General features: G+C 65.0%; 14 protein-coding genes. 5 read left to right on the top strand and 9 right to left on the bottom strand.

The window, feature by feature from the left end:
* Positions 1–14 precede the first annotated feature (14 nt).
* Positions 15–1,433, top strand: coding sequence for a xylulokinase (locus CH286_RS06650; protein WP_094608712.1), 1,419 nt, complete (start codon positions 15–17; stop codon positions 1,431–1,433).
* 54 nt (positions 1,434–1,487) lie between these two features.
* Here CH286_RS06650 and CH286_RS06645 read toward each other — a convergent pair whose 3' ends face one another.
* The 7 genes from CH286_RS06645 to CH286_RS06615 are packed head-to-tail and all read right to left on the bottom strand — an operon-like array spanning position 1,488 to position 8,852.
* Positions 1,488–2,561: an SDR family oxidoreductase gene (locus CH286_RS06645; protein WP_032405204.1), complete on the bottom strand. Its 1,074-nt coding sequence runs from the start codon at positions 2,559–2,561 to the stop codon at positions 1,488–1,490.
* Between the two features lie 46 nt (positions 2,562–2,607).
* Complete coding sequence (locus CH286_RS06640; RefSeq protein WP_080734217.1) at positions 2,608–3,345, bottom strand: sulfite exporter TauE/SafE family protein; 738 nt, start codon at positions 3,343–3,345, stop codon at positions 2,608–2,610.
* Positions 3,345–4,340 (bottom strand): ABC transporter ATP-binding protein, encoded by a 996-nt coding sequence (locus tag CH286_RS06635; RefSeq protein ID WP_032405205.1) that lies wholly within the window; start codon positions 4,338–4,340, stop codon positions 3,345–3,347. The genes CH286_RS06640 and CH286_RS06635 overlap by 1 nt, the downstream gene beginning before the upstream one ends.
* A complete protein-coding gene (locus CH286_RS06630) occupies positions 4,333–5,352 on the bottom strand; it encodes an ABC transporter ATP-binding protein (RefSeq protein WP_094608711.1) in 1,020 nt (339 codons plus the stop codon). Before CH286_RS06630 ends, CH286_RS06635 begins: the two co-directional genes overlap by 8 nt.
* Positions 5,349–6,335, bottom strand: coding sequence for an ABC transporter permease (locus CH286_RS06625; protein WP_032405207.1), 987 nt, complete (start codon positions 6,333–6,335; stop codon positions 5,349–5,351). The genes CH286_RS06630 and CH286_RS06625 overlap by 4 nt, the downstream gene beginning before the upstream one ends.
* An 8-nt stretch (positions 6,336–6,343) precedes the next feature.
* Positions 6,344–7,273: an ABC transporter permease gene (locus CH286_RS06620; protein WP_032377499.1), complete on the bottom strand. Its 930-nt coding sequence runs from the start codon at positions 7,271–7,273 to the stop codon at positions 6,344–6,346.
* A gap of 1 nt (position 7,274) precedes the next feature.
* Positions 7,275–8,852, bottom strand: a complete 1,578-nt coding sequence (locus tag CH286_RS06615; RefSeq protein WP_037147395.1) for an ABC transporter substrate-binding protein — start codon at positions 8,850–8,852, stop codon at positions 7,275–7,277.
* Between the two features lie 338 nt (positions 8,853–9,190).
* Between CH286_RS06615 and CH286_RS06610 the strand changes: the two genes are divergently transcribed.
* Positions 9,191–10,186: a 2-hydroxyacid dehydrogenase gene (locus CH286_RS06610; RefSeq protein ID WP_176458164.1), complete on the top strand. Its 996-nt coding sequence runs from the start codon at positions 9,191–9,193 to the stop codon at positions 10,184–10,186.
* Positions 10,183–10,578: a universal stress protein gene (locus tag CH286_RS06605; protein ID WP_032405209.1), complete on the top strand. Its 396-nt coding sequence runs from the start codon at positions 10,183–10,185 to the stop codon at positions 10,576–10,578. Before CH286_RS06610 ends, CH286_RS06605 begins: the two co-directional genes overlap by 4 nt.
* A 3-nt stretch (positions 10,579–10,581) precedes the next feature.
* On the opposite strand, the gene CH286_RS06600 is transcribed toward CH286_RS06605, so the two are convergent.
* On the bottom strand, positions 10,582–11,475 hold the full coding sequence (locus CH286_RS06600) for a LysR substrate-binding domain-containing protein (RefSeq protein ID WP_094608710.1): 894 nt from the start codon (positions 11,473–11,475) through the stop codon (positions 10,582–10,584).
* A 170-nt stretch (positions 11,476–11,645) separates the two neighbouring features.
* Here CH286_RS06600 and CH286_RS06595 point away from each other — a divergent pair, with 170 nt between their 5' ends.
* Positions 11,646–13,154, top strand: a complete 1,509-nt coding sequence (locus tag CH286_RS06595) for a SulP family inorganic anion transporter (RefSeq protein ID WP_037147392.1) — start codon at positions 11,646–11,648, stop codon at positions 13,152–13,154.
* A gap of 34 nt (positions 13,155–13,188) precedes the next feature.
* The gene (locus CH286_RS06590) at positions 13,189–13,596 is read left to right on the top strand and encodes a MerR family transcriptional regulator (protein WP_032405212.1); all 408 of its coding nucleotides are present in this window, start codon (positions 13,189–13,191) and stop codon (positions 13,594–13,596) included.
* 8 nt (positions 13,597–13,604) lie between these two features.
* On the opposite strand, the gene CH286_RS06585 is transcribed toward CH286_RS06590, so the two are convergent.
* Entirely contained in the window at positions 13,605–14,861 is a 1,257-nt protein-coding gene (locus CH286_RS06585) for a lipase family protein (protein ID WP_037147390.1), read from the bottom strand.
* Positions 14,862–14,937 lie beyond the last annotated feature (76 nt).

Here is a 14,937-nt window from a genome sequence, read left to right as displayed (position 1 = left end):
AGGACCAGCTCACCGTGGCTCTTGTTGCCGGAATCGACTCCTCCACCCAATCGTGCAAAGTTTTCGTTCGTGATGCCGAGTCGGGGGAGTTGGTCCGCCAGGGCCGAGCCGGTCATCCCGACGGCACCGAGATCGATCCGCAGCGGTGGAAGGACGCGCTGGACGAGGCGGTCGCCGATGCAGGCGGGTTCGACGACGTGGACGCGGTGTCGGTCGGTGCGCAGCAGCACGGCATGGTGTGCCTCGACGACGCGGGGGCCGTGGTCCGTAAGGCGCTGCTGTGGAACGATACTCGGTCGGCTCAGGCGGCAGACGATTTGATTGCGGAGTTGGGCGAGCAGGCCGGCAGCGACGGCGGGCAAGCCTGGGCCGACGCCGTCGGAGTGGTTCCGTTGGCCTCGATCACGATTGCCAAATTGCGGTGGCTGGCCGACCACGAGCCGGACAACGCCGATCGCACTGCGGCGGTGTGCCTTCCACACGACTGGCTGAGTTGGCAGCTCGGCGGGGCATCGGGGCTCGACGCCCTGGCCACCGACCGTGGCGACGCCAGCGGCACCGGCTACTTCTCGGCGGCGTCCGGCGAGTATCGAACAGATTTGCTGCAGTTGGGCTTTCGTGGTCGCAATCCATTGTTGCCCCGCGTGGCTGCGCCGAACGAGGCGATCGGCCGTACACCGGCCGGGGCACTGATCGGACCGGGGACCGGGGACAACGCCGCGGCAGCGCTCGCCCTCGATGCGCAGCCCGGTGACGTGATCGTGTCGGTGGGCACCTCCGGCGTCGTATCGGCCGTGACCTCGGTTGCGGCAGCCGACGGTTCGGGTCTCGTCGCCGGATTCGCCGACGCCACCGGCCGCCAGCTGCCGTTGGTGTGCACCCTCAACGCTGCCCGGGTGCTCGATGCCACGGCGCGGCTTCTGGGCGTAGATCATGACGAACTGTCTCGATTGGCGCTGTCGACGACCAGCGGAGGCCTGGTGTTGGTGCCGTACCTCGAAGGCGAGCGCACCCCCAACCGTCCTGATGCGTCCGGTGCGATTCACGGACTGCGGCTTGGCAATTCGACGCCAGGCCATCTGGCGCGCGCGGCCGTCGAGGGGTTGCTGTGCGGTTTGGCCGACGGTATCGACCATCTGCGTGCACAGGGGGTGCAGACGAAGCGGGTGCTGCTGATCGGCGGCGGCGCAAAATCTGCTGCGTTGCGGGAGTTTGCCCCGGCGATTCTCGGCGTTCCGGTGATCGTGCCCGAGCCGGGTGAATATGTCGCCGACGGAGCCGCGCGTCAGGCGGCGTGGACCCTGGCCGGGACCAGCGAGCCGCCGACCTGGGCGCAGGCAGCGTCGAAGACATACGAGGCAGACCCGACCCCGGCGGTGCGCGAACGCTACGCCGAGGTGCGGGATCTGACCGAGGGCACCACCGCCATGTGAGCGGAAACTCGTAGCCCACTACGAAGTTCCACTCCCTAGAGCGGCGCAGCCGCTCTAGGGAATCAGGCGCGCGTCTCGGTATCGCTGGATCACCGAGGCGATGGCATCGGGCGTGGATCGGAAGCCGAGGAAGCCGGCCTTCTTGGACTTGTTCATGTCCGTCAGGCATTCCATATCGCGGCCGAGGTCGCCGTCGGTGTGCCACCACGACGCCAGACGGGAGACATCGCTCTCCACCAGATCGTGCTTCTCCGCGATGCGCTTCCACGCGGCAGCCGCGTCGGACATGCGGGGTTCGAGGGGACGCGGTTCGGTGTCGAAGCCCTCGGGCTCGACGCCGAAGTGCGCGGCGAACTGCGGCCACAGCCATCGCCAGCGGAACACGTCACCGTTGGCGATGTTGAAGGCCTCGTTGTGCGCATTGTCATCGGTTGCGGCCCAGACCATCTGCTCGGCAAGCAGGTCGGCGTCGGTGAGGTCGGTGAGCCCGTTCCACTGGGTCTCGGAACCGGGGAAGACGAACTTCTCACCGAGTTCCTTGCAGATCGACGCGTACACGGACAGCGTCAGCATCATGTTCATCGCGTTGCCGACCGCGAAGCCGGAGATGGTGTGGGCGCGGTGCACGCTCCAACCGAATCCGAACTTCTCGGCACCGGCGAACAGTTCGTCTTCCTGCGCGTAGTAGAAGTTCGGGGTGTCGAGGCGGTCCTCGGTCTCGTGGAACGGCGTCTCGGCCATCACTGCCTCACCGTAGGCATCGAACGGTCCGAGGTAGTGCTTGAGTCCGGTCATCAGCGCGACGTGCTTCACCGACTCGAGGGGCCCGAGAACATTCAGCACATTGCGTAGGGTCGCCGAGTTGACCTCGATGTTCTCCTGCTCGGAGTCCTTCTTCATCCATGCGGTGAAGAACACGACCTCGGGGCGAACGTCCTTCAGAGCCTTCTCGAGCGAGGCCGGATCGAGCAGGTCCGCGGCCACCGGCACGACGCCGTCGACGGGGGTACTTCCGCTGCGACTCAGTCCGTAGGTGGTCCAGCCTGCATCGAGTGCTGCGTGGCACAGGGCCTGCCCGGAAATACCGGTGGCACCCACGATCAGCGCGCGCGTGGTGTTCGTAGTCATCGTGAGCGGTTACCCATTGCGACCGATGCAACACGTGACACGGCCCTCACATCAGGGCGAGTACCTGTTGTCCGACGAGAACGAGTGCGCCGGCTGCGGAGACGCTGATTGCGGTGATGCGCAGTCGTCGACGGTCGAGAACACGATTGACCACCCGCGAGAGCAGGAAACCGAGAACTGTGGCCGGGGCGAGGAACACGAACAGGGTCGCGGTGTGGCCGTCCACTGCGCCTGCCACCGCCAGAACCGCCAGTGAGATCAGCGAGCCGACGAGGAAGAAGCAGCTCATGGTGCTGCGCAGCTCGGCTCCGGTGTTGCGTTGCCACACCAGGGCCATCGGGGGTCCGCCGATGGAGGTGGCCGTTCCCAGAATTCCCGACGCGGCCCCGGCCACCACCAGGTTTCGTCTGTGCGGCAACGGGACCCAACCGAAGGACGTCAGTGCGACGCCGCTCAGCACCACCAGCGCGAGCAGGATGGCCAGGCCGCGCTCGGGCAACAGCACGAGCAGCAGTGCGCCCACCGCCGATCCGGGTAGTCGACCGGCCAGTGCCCACCCTGCACCCGAGAGGTCGAGGGCAGTGCGATCACGAACCAGGACGAGCACACTGACGACCACGGCGAGCATGATCAGCGTCGCTGGGATGAGCCCGGGGTCGACGATGGCCACGATGGGTGCGGCGAGCATGCCCATGCCGAATCCGATGGACGCCTGCATCGCCGATGCGAAGAAGATGGCCAGCGCGACGACGACGAATCCGGTGACGCTCAGGTCTGTCGCCATCACGTCCCGGCAGCGACGAGGCCGAGATTGCCTGCGGCGAGTGGATAGTGGCATTCGGCGATGTGATCGGCCTCGTCGGCGTCGAGCGCCACCGGGGGTGCCTCACTGGCGCACAATTCGGTTGCCTTCCAGCAGCGTGTGCGGAACCGGCATCCCGAGGGTGGGTTCAGCGGCGACGGTACCTCGCCCTTCAACAGGATCTTCGTCCCACGGGTCGACGCGTCGAGGGTGGGTGCGGCCGACATCAACGCCGCTGTGTACGGGTGCGCGGGACGCTCGAATACTGCTTCGGTAGCGCCGGATTCGACGATACGGCCCAGGTACATCACCGCAACACGGTCGGCGACGTGCCGAACGACCGACAGATCGTGCGAGATGAACACGTAGGAGATGCCGAGTTGCTTCTGTAGGTCGTTGAGCAGGTTGAGCACCTGCGCCTGGACCGAGAGGTCGAGTGCGGAGACAGGTTCGTCGCAGATGATCACATCGGGGTTCAATGCCAGGGCCCGAGCGATGCCGAGGCGTTGGCGTTGACCGCCGGAGAATTCCTGCGGGAATCGATTCTCGTCGCTCGGTCGAAGGCCCACCAGATGCAGCAGCTCACGCACTCGGGCGGAGCGGTCGCGGCGAGTCTTATAGAGGCTCTTGTGGGTTCGCCACGGCTCGCCGATGATGTCCCCGGCCGTCATCCTCGAGTTCAACGAACCGTAGGGGTCCTGGAACACCATCTGTACTCGTCGACGCCACGCGAGGAGTTCCTTGCCGCGCAGAGCGAAGGGATCGATGCCGTCGAAGGCGACGGTGCCCGAGTCGGGCCTTTCGAGCATCATCAGGGTGCGCGCGAGAGTGGACTTGCCGCAACCGGATTCGCCGACGAGGCCGAGGGTCTCACCGCGTCGCAGATCCAAGTCGATGGCGTCGAGGGCGCGGAGCTTTCCGCGGCCGACATCGAAGGTCTTGTTCAGGCCGCGCACGGTCAGCAGTTGCTCAGACATGGCTGGTTACCTCGTTCGGGAAGTGGCAGGCCGACATCCGGCCGTTGCCGACGGATTCGAGCTGAGGGCGAGTGCTGATGCAGATCTCGCGGGCCAGGGGGCAGCGGGCCTGATAGACGCACCCGTCGGGGATGGAATGCAGATCCGGTGGGGTGCCGCCGATCGACTTCAGATCTTCACCGCGGACGGCGTGTACAGGCACCGAGTCCAGCAAGCCCTTGGTGTACGGGTGGCGCGGTTCACCGAACACTTCGGACACCGGTCCGGTTTCGACGACGTTGCCCGCGTACATGATCGCGACCCGGTCGGCCTCCTCGGCCACCAGGGCGAGGTCGTGGGTGATGAGCACGACGGCCATGTCGTGTTCGGTACGCAATTCCTTCAGCAGAGCCATGATCTGGGCCTGCACCGTGACGTCGAGCGCCGTGGTGGGTTCGTCGGCGAGCAGTACCGACGGGCTCAGTGCCACGGCCATTGCGATCAGCAGGCGTTGACGCATCCCGCCGGAGAACTGGTGCGGGTACGAGTCGGCGCGTGATTCCGGCTCGGGGATGCCCACGCGGGCCATGAGTGCAATAGCTTCCACCCGAGCCAGTTTCGCCGACATGCCGCGATGGATCCGAAACGGCTCGGCCAGTTGAGTTCCCACGGTGTAGACGGGATTGAGTGCGGTCAGTGCATCCTGGAATACGATAGCCAGTTCGGTGGCCGCGATGGTGCGTCGCACTTTGGTCTTGGCGGTCACCAGGTCCACCTTACCCAGCTCGACCGAACCGCCCGTGATGTCGGCGATCGGCTCGAGCAACCCGACGATGGCCTGTGCCGTCATCGACTTGCCGCAGCCCGATTCACCGAGCAGAGCGAGGGTTTCACCGCGGCGGGCGCTGAAGGTGACGTTGTCGACGGCGCGAATGACACCGGACGGCGTCCGCAGATCGACGGTCAGTCCGCGTACGTCCAGGGCGACGCTGCCGGTGTCCGGTCGCTGTGGTGCAGTTGCCGGTGCGCTCATGAGACGACCTTTCGTACGGGGAGCAGGCGGGACCGCTTGGAGCGGGGGACATTGAGTCGCCAGCGCTGCGCCGGGTCGGTGGCGATGCGCGCCCAGGCGGCGAGCACGGTGGCCGAGACCGTCGTCAGCACGATGGCCAGGCCGGGGAAGAACGAGAGCCACCACGCGGTCTGCAGGTAGGTACGGCCCTGCGAGACCATCAGGCCCCACGAGACGTCGGGTGGCTGAATGCCGATGCCCAGGAAGCTCAGTGACGATTCGGCGAGAATGACGAAGCAGAAGTCCAGGGTGGCGACGGTGAGCAGGGTCGGCAGCAGAATCGGGGCCACGTGGCGTCGGATCACCGATCCGCTCTTCGCGCCGAACGTACGGGCGGCATCCACGAACAGCCGACTCTGCAGTTCGGCGGACTCGGCGCGGGCGGTACGCAGGTAGATGGGGATACGCGTGACCGTCAGGACCAGAACGATGTTCGCGGCACTGGGCGAGAAGACGTAGAGCACCACGACGGCCATCAGCAGCGACGGAAAGCTGAGGATGACATCGGCGACGCGCATCGCCGCGGTCTCGCGCCAACCGCGATGGAAACCGGCCCACATCCCGATGAACGAGCCGATGATCGCCGAGAGGATCACCGCCGGAATGGCCACCGACAGTGTGGTTCTGCTGGCCACGATCAACCGGGCCAACATGCTGCGCCCCAGTGGATCGGTGCCGAGGATGTTCATCCAACCGGTGTCGAGGGTGAATGGCGGCAGGTTCGAGCGGTCGAGATCTTGATCGGTGGCGGCGTCACCGACCAACATCGGGCCGAAGATCGCGGTGAGGAAGACCAGTACCAGAATCGCGGCGGCGACGGTGGCGACCCTGTCTCGCAGCAGGAGCTTCCACAGCGGGGCCGACGCCTTGCGGGCTTCCACCGGACTCTGCGGTGGAACATCCTCGGGTTCGGACGTTTTCGGTGCTTCGAAGTCGAGTGACATGTTGTTACCTAGACCTTCACCTTGTCGCGAACCCGGGCGTCGAGCAATGCATAGCAGGCATCGATGACGATGTTGAGCACGAAGATGCTCACCGCCGTCAACAGCACGGCCGCCTGCAGAACGGCGAAGTCGCGCTGCAGGATGGCGTCGATCATCAGTTTTCCGATGCCGGGCCAGCCGAAGATGGCCTCGACAACAACTGCGCCGTTGACGAGGCCGACCATCAGGTCGCCTGCGACGGTCAGGGCCGGTGCGGCAGCGTTGCGCAGAGCGTGGTGGGTGACGACCCGAAGATCGCCTGCCCCTTTGCTTCTCGCGAGCCGAACGTACGGTGCCGACAATGCCGAGACCATCGCACCCCGCACCACCTGTGTCAGTACTCCGAGCGGGCGAATGAGCAGCGTGGCGATCGGCAACACCCAGGAGAGCATTCCGCTGTCCACGCCCGAGGTGGGCAGCCAGCCGAACACGATGGCGAAGACGTAGACGCCCATGATGGCGAACCAGAAATCGGGGATGCTGGCCGCCGTCATCGACAGCAGGCTCGAGATGCGATCGGCCAGCGAGTTCGGTCGGTACGCAGCCCAGCAGCCGATGATCACGGCGCCGAGGATGGCGAGGAACATCGTCGCGAAGGCGAGCTGCAGCGTTGCGGGGAAGGCGCGCAATGCCATTGCCGACGCGTCCTCACCGGTACGGAGCGACTGCCCGAAGTCGAGTTGCACGACACCCTTGAAGTAGTCCAGCAGCTGCGTCAGTACCGGCTGATCGAAGCCGTTGGTGGCGCGAAACGCCTCGCGCTGCGCCTGGGTGGCCGACTCGGGCAGGTACAGGCTGGTGGGGTCGCCGGTGAGACGAGCGAGGAAGAACACGCCCAGCAGGACGACGAACAGTGGGATCAGGCTGGTGTAGATCCGTCGGCGCAGAAATCTGAACATGTCAGGGCCTCTCGGTATCGGCGCGCGTCATCGCGGCCAGGTGCATTTCGTCGACCGTGGCGGAGTCCGGCGTGTAGTCGACCGAGGCGGCCTTGGCGAGCACCCCGTTCATGTGCGCGATGTAGGCCATCTGCATGATGTCTTTCGGTTCGTCGGCGAACACCTGGGCGTACGCGGCCTGCCTGTCTTCTCCGGTGAGGGCACCGGCGGCAGCGATCTCCTTGTCGAAGTCCGCTGTGCCGTAGGCGCTCTGGAATCCGTCACTGGTGAAGTACTGATCGACGGTGAAGGCGGAGTCGCCGGCCTGGTTGCCGTGCTGAATTACCAGCAGATACGGCCCGACGTCCGGGAACGGACGTTCCTGATATTCGGCGGTACCGGCGGCGTCCATCATTTCGATCTTGACGTTCATGCCGATCTTGGACAGTGAGTTCTGGATGACCTCCACTGTCTCGTTGATCTTGGGGAACTGTCCGGTACGTCCGATCAGGCGGATCTCGGTGTCCACCGGTACCCCGTCTGCCCGTGCATCGTCGATCAGCGTGCGGGCCTGGTCCATGTCGTAGGGCCACGGCGTCAGGTCATCGTTGAATCCCACGACACCCTCGGAGATGAGTTGCGCTGCAGGCGAGCCGAGTCCGCGGAAGAGTGCTTTGACGATGCCGTCGCGGTTGATCGCGTAGTTGATCGCCTGCCGCACCCGGATATCGTCGAGTGGCGGTTGAGCGGCCTGGATGCGGAGCGCCGTTGTTTCGTTGTTGGGGTACGCCACGCCGAGGTCGCCCGCACCGTCCTCCGGTCCGACCGACGTGGCGATCTCGGCCTCGCCGTTGGTCACCATCGATGCGCGGACGCTGCCCTCACTGCGCCACTGATACTCGGCCCTGGCGTACTCGGGTTTCGGGCCCCAGTAGGTCTCGTTCCGTACCAGGGAGAGCTTCTGGCCGTAGTCCCAGCGCTCGATCGCGAACGGTCCCGTTCCGATGGGCTCTCGTACCCGCTCGGTGTAACTGGCTGTGCGTGGAACCATTTCCACGAACGAGAGGCGCAGCGGCAGGATGGGGTCGGGTTCCGGCGACTGCACGGTCAGCGTCATCGGGTCGACGGCCGTGACAACCAGGTTCGCGTCGCCGAACACGTACCCCTCGACGTTGCAGCCCAGTTCCGAATTGACCGTGCGGTCGATGGAGAACGCGGCGTCCTCGGCTTCGAAGGGGCTCCCGTCGCTGAACGTCACGCCGGGGTGGATGGCGAACGTCCACTCGGTATCGGAGGTTTGTTCCCAGGAGTCGGCGAGCTTGGGTTCGAGATCGCCGGTGCTGGGGTTGCGCTCCATGAGCGGCTCGGTGATGTTCGAGCGAGTGACGACTCCGACCGAGGTGAGCGAGACGTCGCAGGCTTCGAGGGTCGGAGGTTCCTGGGGCAGGACGATGCGCAGAGTATCTGCGCGGGCGGCTCCACCGTTGTTGGAATTGGCGACGGTGCAGCCGCTGGCGATCAGTGAAAGTGACAGTGCGCCAACAGCAATTGCGGCGACGCGGTGGGTCCGTCCCTGCTGCACGAAGAGTGCAGGGCTCATGGTGGCCTCCAGTGGGAAAAGGATCCGCGTCTGCGAGTTGCAGCCGAATCTGTGACGGTAGACACACGGTATGAGCGGGCTGTCTTCATCGTCAACCGGACGAAATGCACTTTCCGGCCAGTTTTGTGGGTCACAAGGGCGGCTTTGATGAGGCCTGAATCACACCTGTAGTGGGCTGACCAGGCCGGATATGAGGAAGACTGGACAAGCGTGCATCGGCAATGCGTCGTTCATGCCGTTTGGGTATCGGTCCATGTTATTTCCGTGTTGGACAGGTATTCGAGGAGCGGCATACCGTACAGGAAACGCGCACGTTCCACCATCTCGCGAGGAGAACAATGGTCACCGTCAGCTCGCAGAGTTCCTCTGTGTCTCAACCGGATTCGCAACAGGGCGGTCGAGTGCTCCGAGTCGGACCGCTCAAGCCGTCGCTGATGGACACGTTGATCACCGAGTACGACGCGCTGGAACTGCCCGAAGGGGATGGTCGCGACGAATTCCTCGATGCGTACGGCGAATCGATCACCGCAGTGGTGACCTCCGGCCGCACCGGCGTCGATGCCGCGTTGATGGAGCGATTGCCGCAGCTCGGAGCCGTGGTGAACTTCGGCGTCGGATACGACACCACCGATGTCGACGCGGCAGCAGACCGAGGCATCGCCGTCAGCAACACTCCCGACGTGTTGACCGACTGTGTGGCGGACCTCGCCGTCGGTCTGGTGATCGACACCATGCGTGGGCTGTCCTCCGCCGAGAGGTTCGTGCGTGCCGGCCGATGGCCCGCCGAGGGCAACACGCCGCTGACGCACCAGGTCACCGGCAAGCGCGTCGGAATCATCGGCCTCGGGCGCATCGGCTCGGCAATTGCCGATCGGCTCAACGGTTTTCGCTGCGAGATCTCGTACCACAATCGCAACGAGATCGACGGTTCGCCCTACGTCTACGCGGCCAGTCCGACAGCGCTCGCGGAGAACGTCGACGTACTGATCATCGCCGCGTCGGGCGGCTCGGGAACTGCGCATCTGGTCGACCGCGCCGTGCTCGAAGCGCTGGGACCGCAGGGCTATTTGATCAACGTGGCGCGCGGAAGCGTCGTCGACGAGGAGGCGTTGATCGAATTGCTTGCCGCCGGGCGATTGGCCGGTGCCGGCCTGGACGTGTTCGCCCACGAACCGAACGTGCCCGACGCCCTGCTGACGATGGACAACGTGGTGCTGTTGCCGCACGTGGGCAGCGGGACGGTGGAGACGCGGGCCGCGATGGAAGCCCTCACGCTCGAGAACCTCGATCGCTTCCTTGCCGACGGCACCCTCGTCACGCCGGTGACGAAGTGACCGTCGTCGTCGGCTATTCGCCGACCACCGAAGGAAAAGGCGCGCTGCCCTTCGCTTTTCGCGAGGCGCACATGCGTGGAACGGATCTAATCATTGTGGCCGAGGACAACAGCGCAGCCGACGCCGAGTTCGGTGCCACCGTCGAATCGGCTCGCGAAGAGACCTCGGCGCTCGGTGTCACGACGAAAATCCACGACAACGAGGCCGGTCGCTCGCACGCGGACAATCTGATCGACTTGTCGTTCGACGAACAGACACAACTGGTCGTCATCGGCATCCGGCGGCGATCACCCGTCGGAAAGTTGTTCATGGGCAGCATCTCTCAGCGCGTTCTCCTCGAGGCACACTGCCCGGTGACGGCCGTCAAGCCGCCGGTGGGGACGCCGCGGTAGCCCTCACGACCACTCCCGCGCCGGTAGCACATCGGTCATGAAGCGGTGCAGTGCCGGGTTGTCGTTGTCCACTCGCCAGGCCGCGTCGAGCTCGACGGGGCGTTCCTTGACAGTCCGAACCGGCCGGAACACAACACCTTCCGGCCGCATGGTCGACGCCGACTCCGGCACCAATGCCAATCCGATGCCGGAACGAACGAGCACCAGCATCGTGTGCACCTGGGTTACGTACTGCACGTAGCGCGGGGACACCCCGACGATGGTGAAGGTGCTGATCAGCAGTTCGTGGAAGTACCGCGCATCGACGGGTGAGTACATGATGATCGGCTGCTCGTCGAAGTCCTCCACCGACAGTTCGTCCTTCACGGCCAGCGGGTGATGCTCGGGCATCGCTGCGATCAACGACTCGTGCAGCACCGGCCGAGACGCGATGCCCGGTCGCTTGAGTGGTGGCCTGGCCAATCCGAGATCCAGATCGCCGACGGCCAACGATTCCATCTGTACCGCCGAGACCATCTCGCGCAGCACGAGTTTCACGTCCGGCAGCTTCTCGCGCGCGGCGTCGAGCAGCTGCGGGAGAACTGCATGCGCCGACGCGCCGGTGAATCCGACGACGACCGTCCCCAGGTCGCCGGTAGGGACCCGTCGCACAGTGAGCAGTGCGCCCTCGGCGAGGTCGAGGATGCGTCGGGCCTCGGGTAGGAAGGCCAACCCCGCGGCCGTCAGGGTCACCGACCGGCTCGTGCGGTCGATCAGTTGCACACCGACTTCGCTCTCGAGCTGTTGGATCTGCCTGCTCAGGGGCGGCTGAGTCATGTGCAGCCGCTCGGCTGCGCGGCCGAAGTGCAGTTCCTCGGCGACGGCGATGAAGCAGGACAGCCTGTTGAGCGAGAACATCGATTCATTCCTTGCATCGCACGGCGAGTTTCGTGGGCCCTTTACGTATAAATCTAGCGCACGAGCTTCAGCAAGACGATTGACAACCTTCTCTCCGGTAAGAGTAGAGTTGCCCGCGGAGTGGACGCCGTACCTGTCGCAGTCCCTCGCGCCCATCGAACGGAGTTGTCGTGTCTCGAGCTGCCCAGGTGCCTGTCACCGCCGTCGAAGACGTCTCGGTGCTGGGTGCGTTGCGCTCGCCGAGGCGACTCAAGACCGAGGTTCTGGCGGGCCTGGTGGTGGCTTTGGCGTTGATTCCGGAAGCCATTTCGTTCTCGATCATCGCCGGGGTCGACCCGCGTGTCGGGCTGTTCGCGTCGTTCACCATGGCCGTCACCATTTCCATCGTCGGTGGACGACCGGCGATGATCTCGGCGGCCACCGGAGCGATTGCCCTGGTCGTCGCCCCGTTGGCGCGTGAATACGGCCTCGACTACCTCATCGCGGCGGTGATTCTCGGCGGAGTACTGCAGGTTGTGCTCAGCGTGCTCGGCGTCGCCAAACTGATGCGGTTCATTCCGCGCAGCGTCATGGTGGGATTCGTCAATGCGCTGGCAATTCTGATCTTCACCTCGCAGGTTCCGTATCTGATCGGGGTGCCGTGGTTGGTCTACCCGATGGTTGCCGTGGGGCTGCTCATCATGTTCTTCCTGCCCAAGCTCACCACCGTCGTGCCGGCACCGCTGATCGCCATCGTGATACTGACGGCCGTCACCCTCGTCTTCGCGCTGGCGGTGCCGGATGTGGGTGACGAAGGCGAACTGCCGTCCTCGCTGCCGTCGTTCCTGATCCCGAATGTGCCGTTCACCGTCGAAACGCTGAGCATCATCGCACCGTTCGCGCTGGCCATCGCCCTCGTCGGGCTGCTCGAATCGCTGATGACGGCCAAGCTCGTCGACGACATCACCGATTCGCATTCCAACAAGACCCGCGAGGGCTGGGGCCAGGGCGTGGCGAATCTGGTCACCGGATTCACCGGCGGCATGGGCGGCTGCGCGATGATCGGCCAGACCATGATCAACGTCAAGGTCTCCGGTGCCCGCACTCGAATCTCGACGTTTCTCGCCGGTGTCTTCCTACTGATCCTGGTGGTCGGTCTCGGCGACATCGTCGCGCTCATTCCGATGGCCGCGCTCGTCGCGGTGATGATCATGGTCTCCGTCGGAACCTTCGACTGGCACAGCATCAACCCGAAAACGTTGCGGCGCATGCCCAAGAGCGAGACCCTCGTCATGGTGGCCACCGTCGCGGTCACCGTCGTCACCCACAACCTCGCGTACGGCGTGCTCGTCGGAGTGATCACCGCGATGGTGCTGTTCGCTCGCAGGGTCGCCCATCTGACCGAGGTGGTCGACGTGGCTCATCCCGACGAGGACACCCGCGTCTACGCAGTGAAGGGCGAGTTGTTCTTCGCGTCGAGCAACGATCTGATCTATCAATTCGACTACGTCGGAGATCCGAAGAACATCGTCATCGACATGTCCGAGTCGCACATCTGGGACGCATCCACCGTGGCGACCCTCGATGCCATCACCACCAAGTACGCGGCCAAGGGAAAGACGGTGGAGATCGTCGGTTTGAACGCGCCGTCGACCGAGCGGCACGATCGTCTCAGTGGAAACCTGGGCGGCGAGCACTGACTAGGGTGGTTGGTCGGGCGAAGAGAGGCGGCACATGGCAGACGACGGCATACACATGCAGATCGGGCAGGTAGCTCAGAAAACCGAGCTGTCCATCCGCACCGTCCGTCACTACGACGATGTAGGCCTGGTCACGCCTTCTGCCCGCTCCGCAGGCGGATTTCGGTTGTACACCGAGACCGACGTCGAACGCCTGCTCGTCATTCGCCGAATGAAGCCGCTCGACTTCACGTTGGCCGAGATGAAGCAGCTACTGGAATCCCTCGACATTCTGGGCGACGAGAACGCGACCGACGACGCGAGGTCGTCGGCCGCGGCTTTCGTTCGTGACTGTCATACCAAGGCCGAGGACAGCTGCCGCACGTTGCGGCGGCAGCTCGCCTACGCCGAGGAACTGACCGAGGTGCTGTCGACTCGCGGAGCCGCAGCCCGGAGCGAGTAGGTTCGGCTCTAGCGGCCGAAGCTACTGCATCCGGGTTGAACCGGAATTCCCGCGAGGCGGTCGTCCAACCACGCGAATGCACCGGGAGCTCCACTGCCGGCAACGATGCTGTGCTCACCCAGGTATTCCTCGAGGCGGACGTCGGCTCCGCGTGAACACCACTTGTCGAACACGGCCTCGGGACCTTCCTTCGGAATCCAGAACTCCTGCTGTCCGTGATACACGAACACCGGTGCCGTCGGGGTTCCGCCGTCTCCCAATCGATTCTGATCGGCAACCGCGAGCGCCAGCGGCGAATTGAACGCATCGGGAGTGATGGACAGTGACTCGATGCGGATCGGAGCAACGACTCCGAACGGTGCAATCCCGACGATGCACAGGTCCTTCGACGCCTGTGCGAGCCGCCACCCGTCGTCGTTGTAGAGCGACAGCATCTCCGGGTACTCGCGCGCAACGCCCATCGCTGCCGCGAGGAACACCGCCGACGCTGCGTTGCCGTTCATGGACTGACGTAGCAGCGCGAAGTCGGTGGGCGTTCCGCCGAACGCTGCGCCGACAATGTTCAGTTCGGGGGCGTAGGCCGGAGCCTCCTGCACGGCCCAGCCCGATGCGATCGCCCCACCCGAGTAGCCCGTAATACCCAGGGGCGCAGTCGGATCGAGGCCGACCGCGGCGGTCGTGACCGCGCCGCGCAGACCGTCGAGTACGGCGTGCGCCGCCATCGGTCCGACGGCGTACGCATGGCGTGGCCCCTGATGGTCGGTGACGACGACGGCGTAGCCCCGCGCCAGAAGCAGCTGCACGGGTGCCAATTCCGGAGCGATGCCGCGTTGCATGGTCCACGATGGCTCACACGTGGCACCGAGCGAATCGATGGCCATGTTGTAGGCAACAACAGGGCGCGGACCGGGCGAGGTCCAGGGCGCGGTCGGGACGATGACGCTGGTGACGATGGCAGCGGGGCGGTCCTTCGCGTCGGTCGAGGCGACCAGCAGTTGGGTGGTGGTGACCGGGGTGGCAAGTGGTCCGACGGTGACGCTGCGGGTCCGCAGAACTGTTCCTGGAGCGGCTGTTTCGTATCCGGGCGGCGGAACGACCCACGGATCGTCGAGCGGTGTCGCGGCGATCGATTCGGCGGTGCGCGGCGGATTCTGCAAATCACCGAGTGGATCGGCACCCGCCGACCAATGCCCGCCCGACACCACCAGTGAAACCGCAGCGACCACCGCCGCATACCTACGGCCGAACTTCGCGTACTTCCCCATCGAGACCCCCCGGTCGAAGTTCCGGATCGTTACCGGAGCTTTCCAAACGACTCTAGGGGCAGGAACCATCTACAGG

Source organism: Rhodococcus sp. WWJCD1, from assembly GCF_002258735.1.
Classification (GTDB): Bacteria; Actinomycetota; Actinomycetes; order Mycobacteriales; family Mycobacteriaceae; genus Rhodococcoides.
This window is presented reverse-complemented; position numbering and strand designations above follow the sequence as displayed.

What these genes read in the sequence shown, in the direction of transcription:
- CH286_RS06645 (WP_032405204.1), bottom strand. Translation starts at nt 2,561, where the DNA reads ATGACTACGAACACCACGCGCGCGCTGATCGTGGGTGCCACCGGTATT.
- CH286_RS06640 (WP_080734217.1), bottom strand. Translation starts at nt 3,345, where the DNA reads ATGGCGACAGACCTGAGCGTCACCGGATTCGTCGTCGTCGCGCTGGCC.
- CH286_RS06635 (WP_032405205.1), bottom strand. Translation starts at nt 4,340, where the DNA reads ATGTCTGAGCAACTGCTGACCGTGCGCGGCCTGAACAAGACCTTCGAT.
- CH286_RS06630 (WP_094608711.1), bottom strand. Translation starts at nt 5,352, where the DNA reads ATGAGCGCACCGGCAACTGCACCACAGCGACCGGACACCGGCAGCGTC.
- CH286_RS06625 (WP_032405207.1), bottom strand. Translation starts at nt 6,335, where the DNA reads ATGTCACTCGACTTCGAAGCACCGAAAACGTCCGAACCCGAGGATGTT.
- CH286_RS06620 (WP_032377499.1), bottom strand. Translation starts at nt 7,273, where the DNA reads ATGTTCAGATTTCTGCGCCGACGGATCTACACCAGCCTGATCCCACTG.
- CH286_RS06615 (WP_037147395.1), bottom strand. Translation starts at nt 8,852, where the DNA reads ATGAGCCCTGCACTCTTCGTGCAGCAGGGACGGACCCACCGCGTCGCC.
- CH286_RS06610 (WP_176458164.1), top strand. Translation starts at nt 9,191, where the DNA reads ATGGTCACCGTCAGCTCGCAGAGTTCCTCTGTGTCTCAACCGGATTCG.
- CH286_RS06600 (WP_094608710.1), bottom strand. Translation starts at nt 11,475, where the DNA reads ATGTTCTCGCTCAACAGGCTGTCCTGCTTCATCGCCGTCGCCGAGGAA.
- CH286_RS06590 (WP_032405212.1), top strand. Translation starts at nt 13,189, where the DNA reads ATGGCAGACGACGGCATACACATGCAGATCGGGCAGGTAGCTCAGAAA.
- CH286_RS06585 (WP_037147390.1), bottom strand. Translation starts at nt 14,861, where the DNA reads ATGGGGAAGTACGCGAAGTTCGGCCGTAGGTATGCGGCGGTGGTCGCT.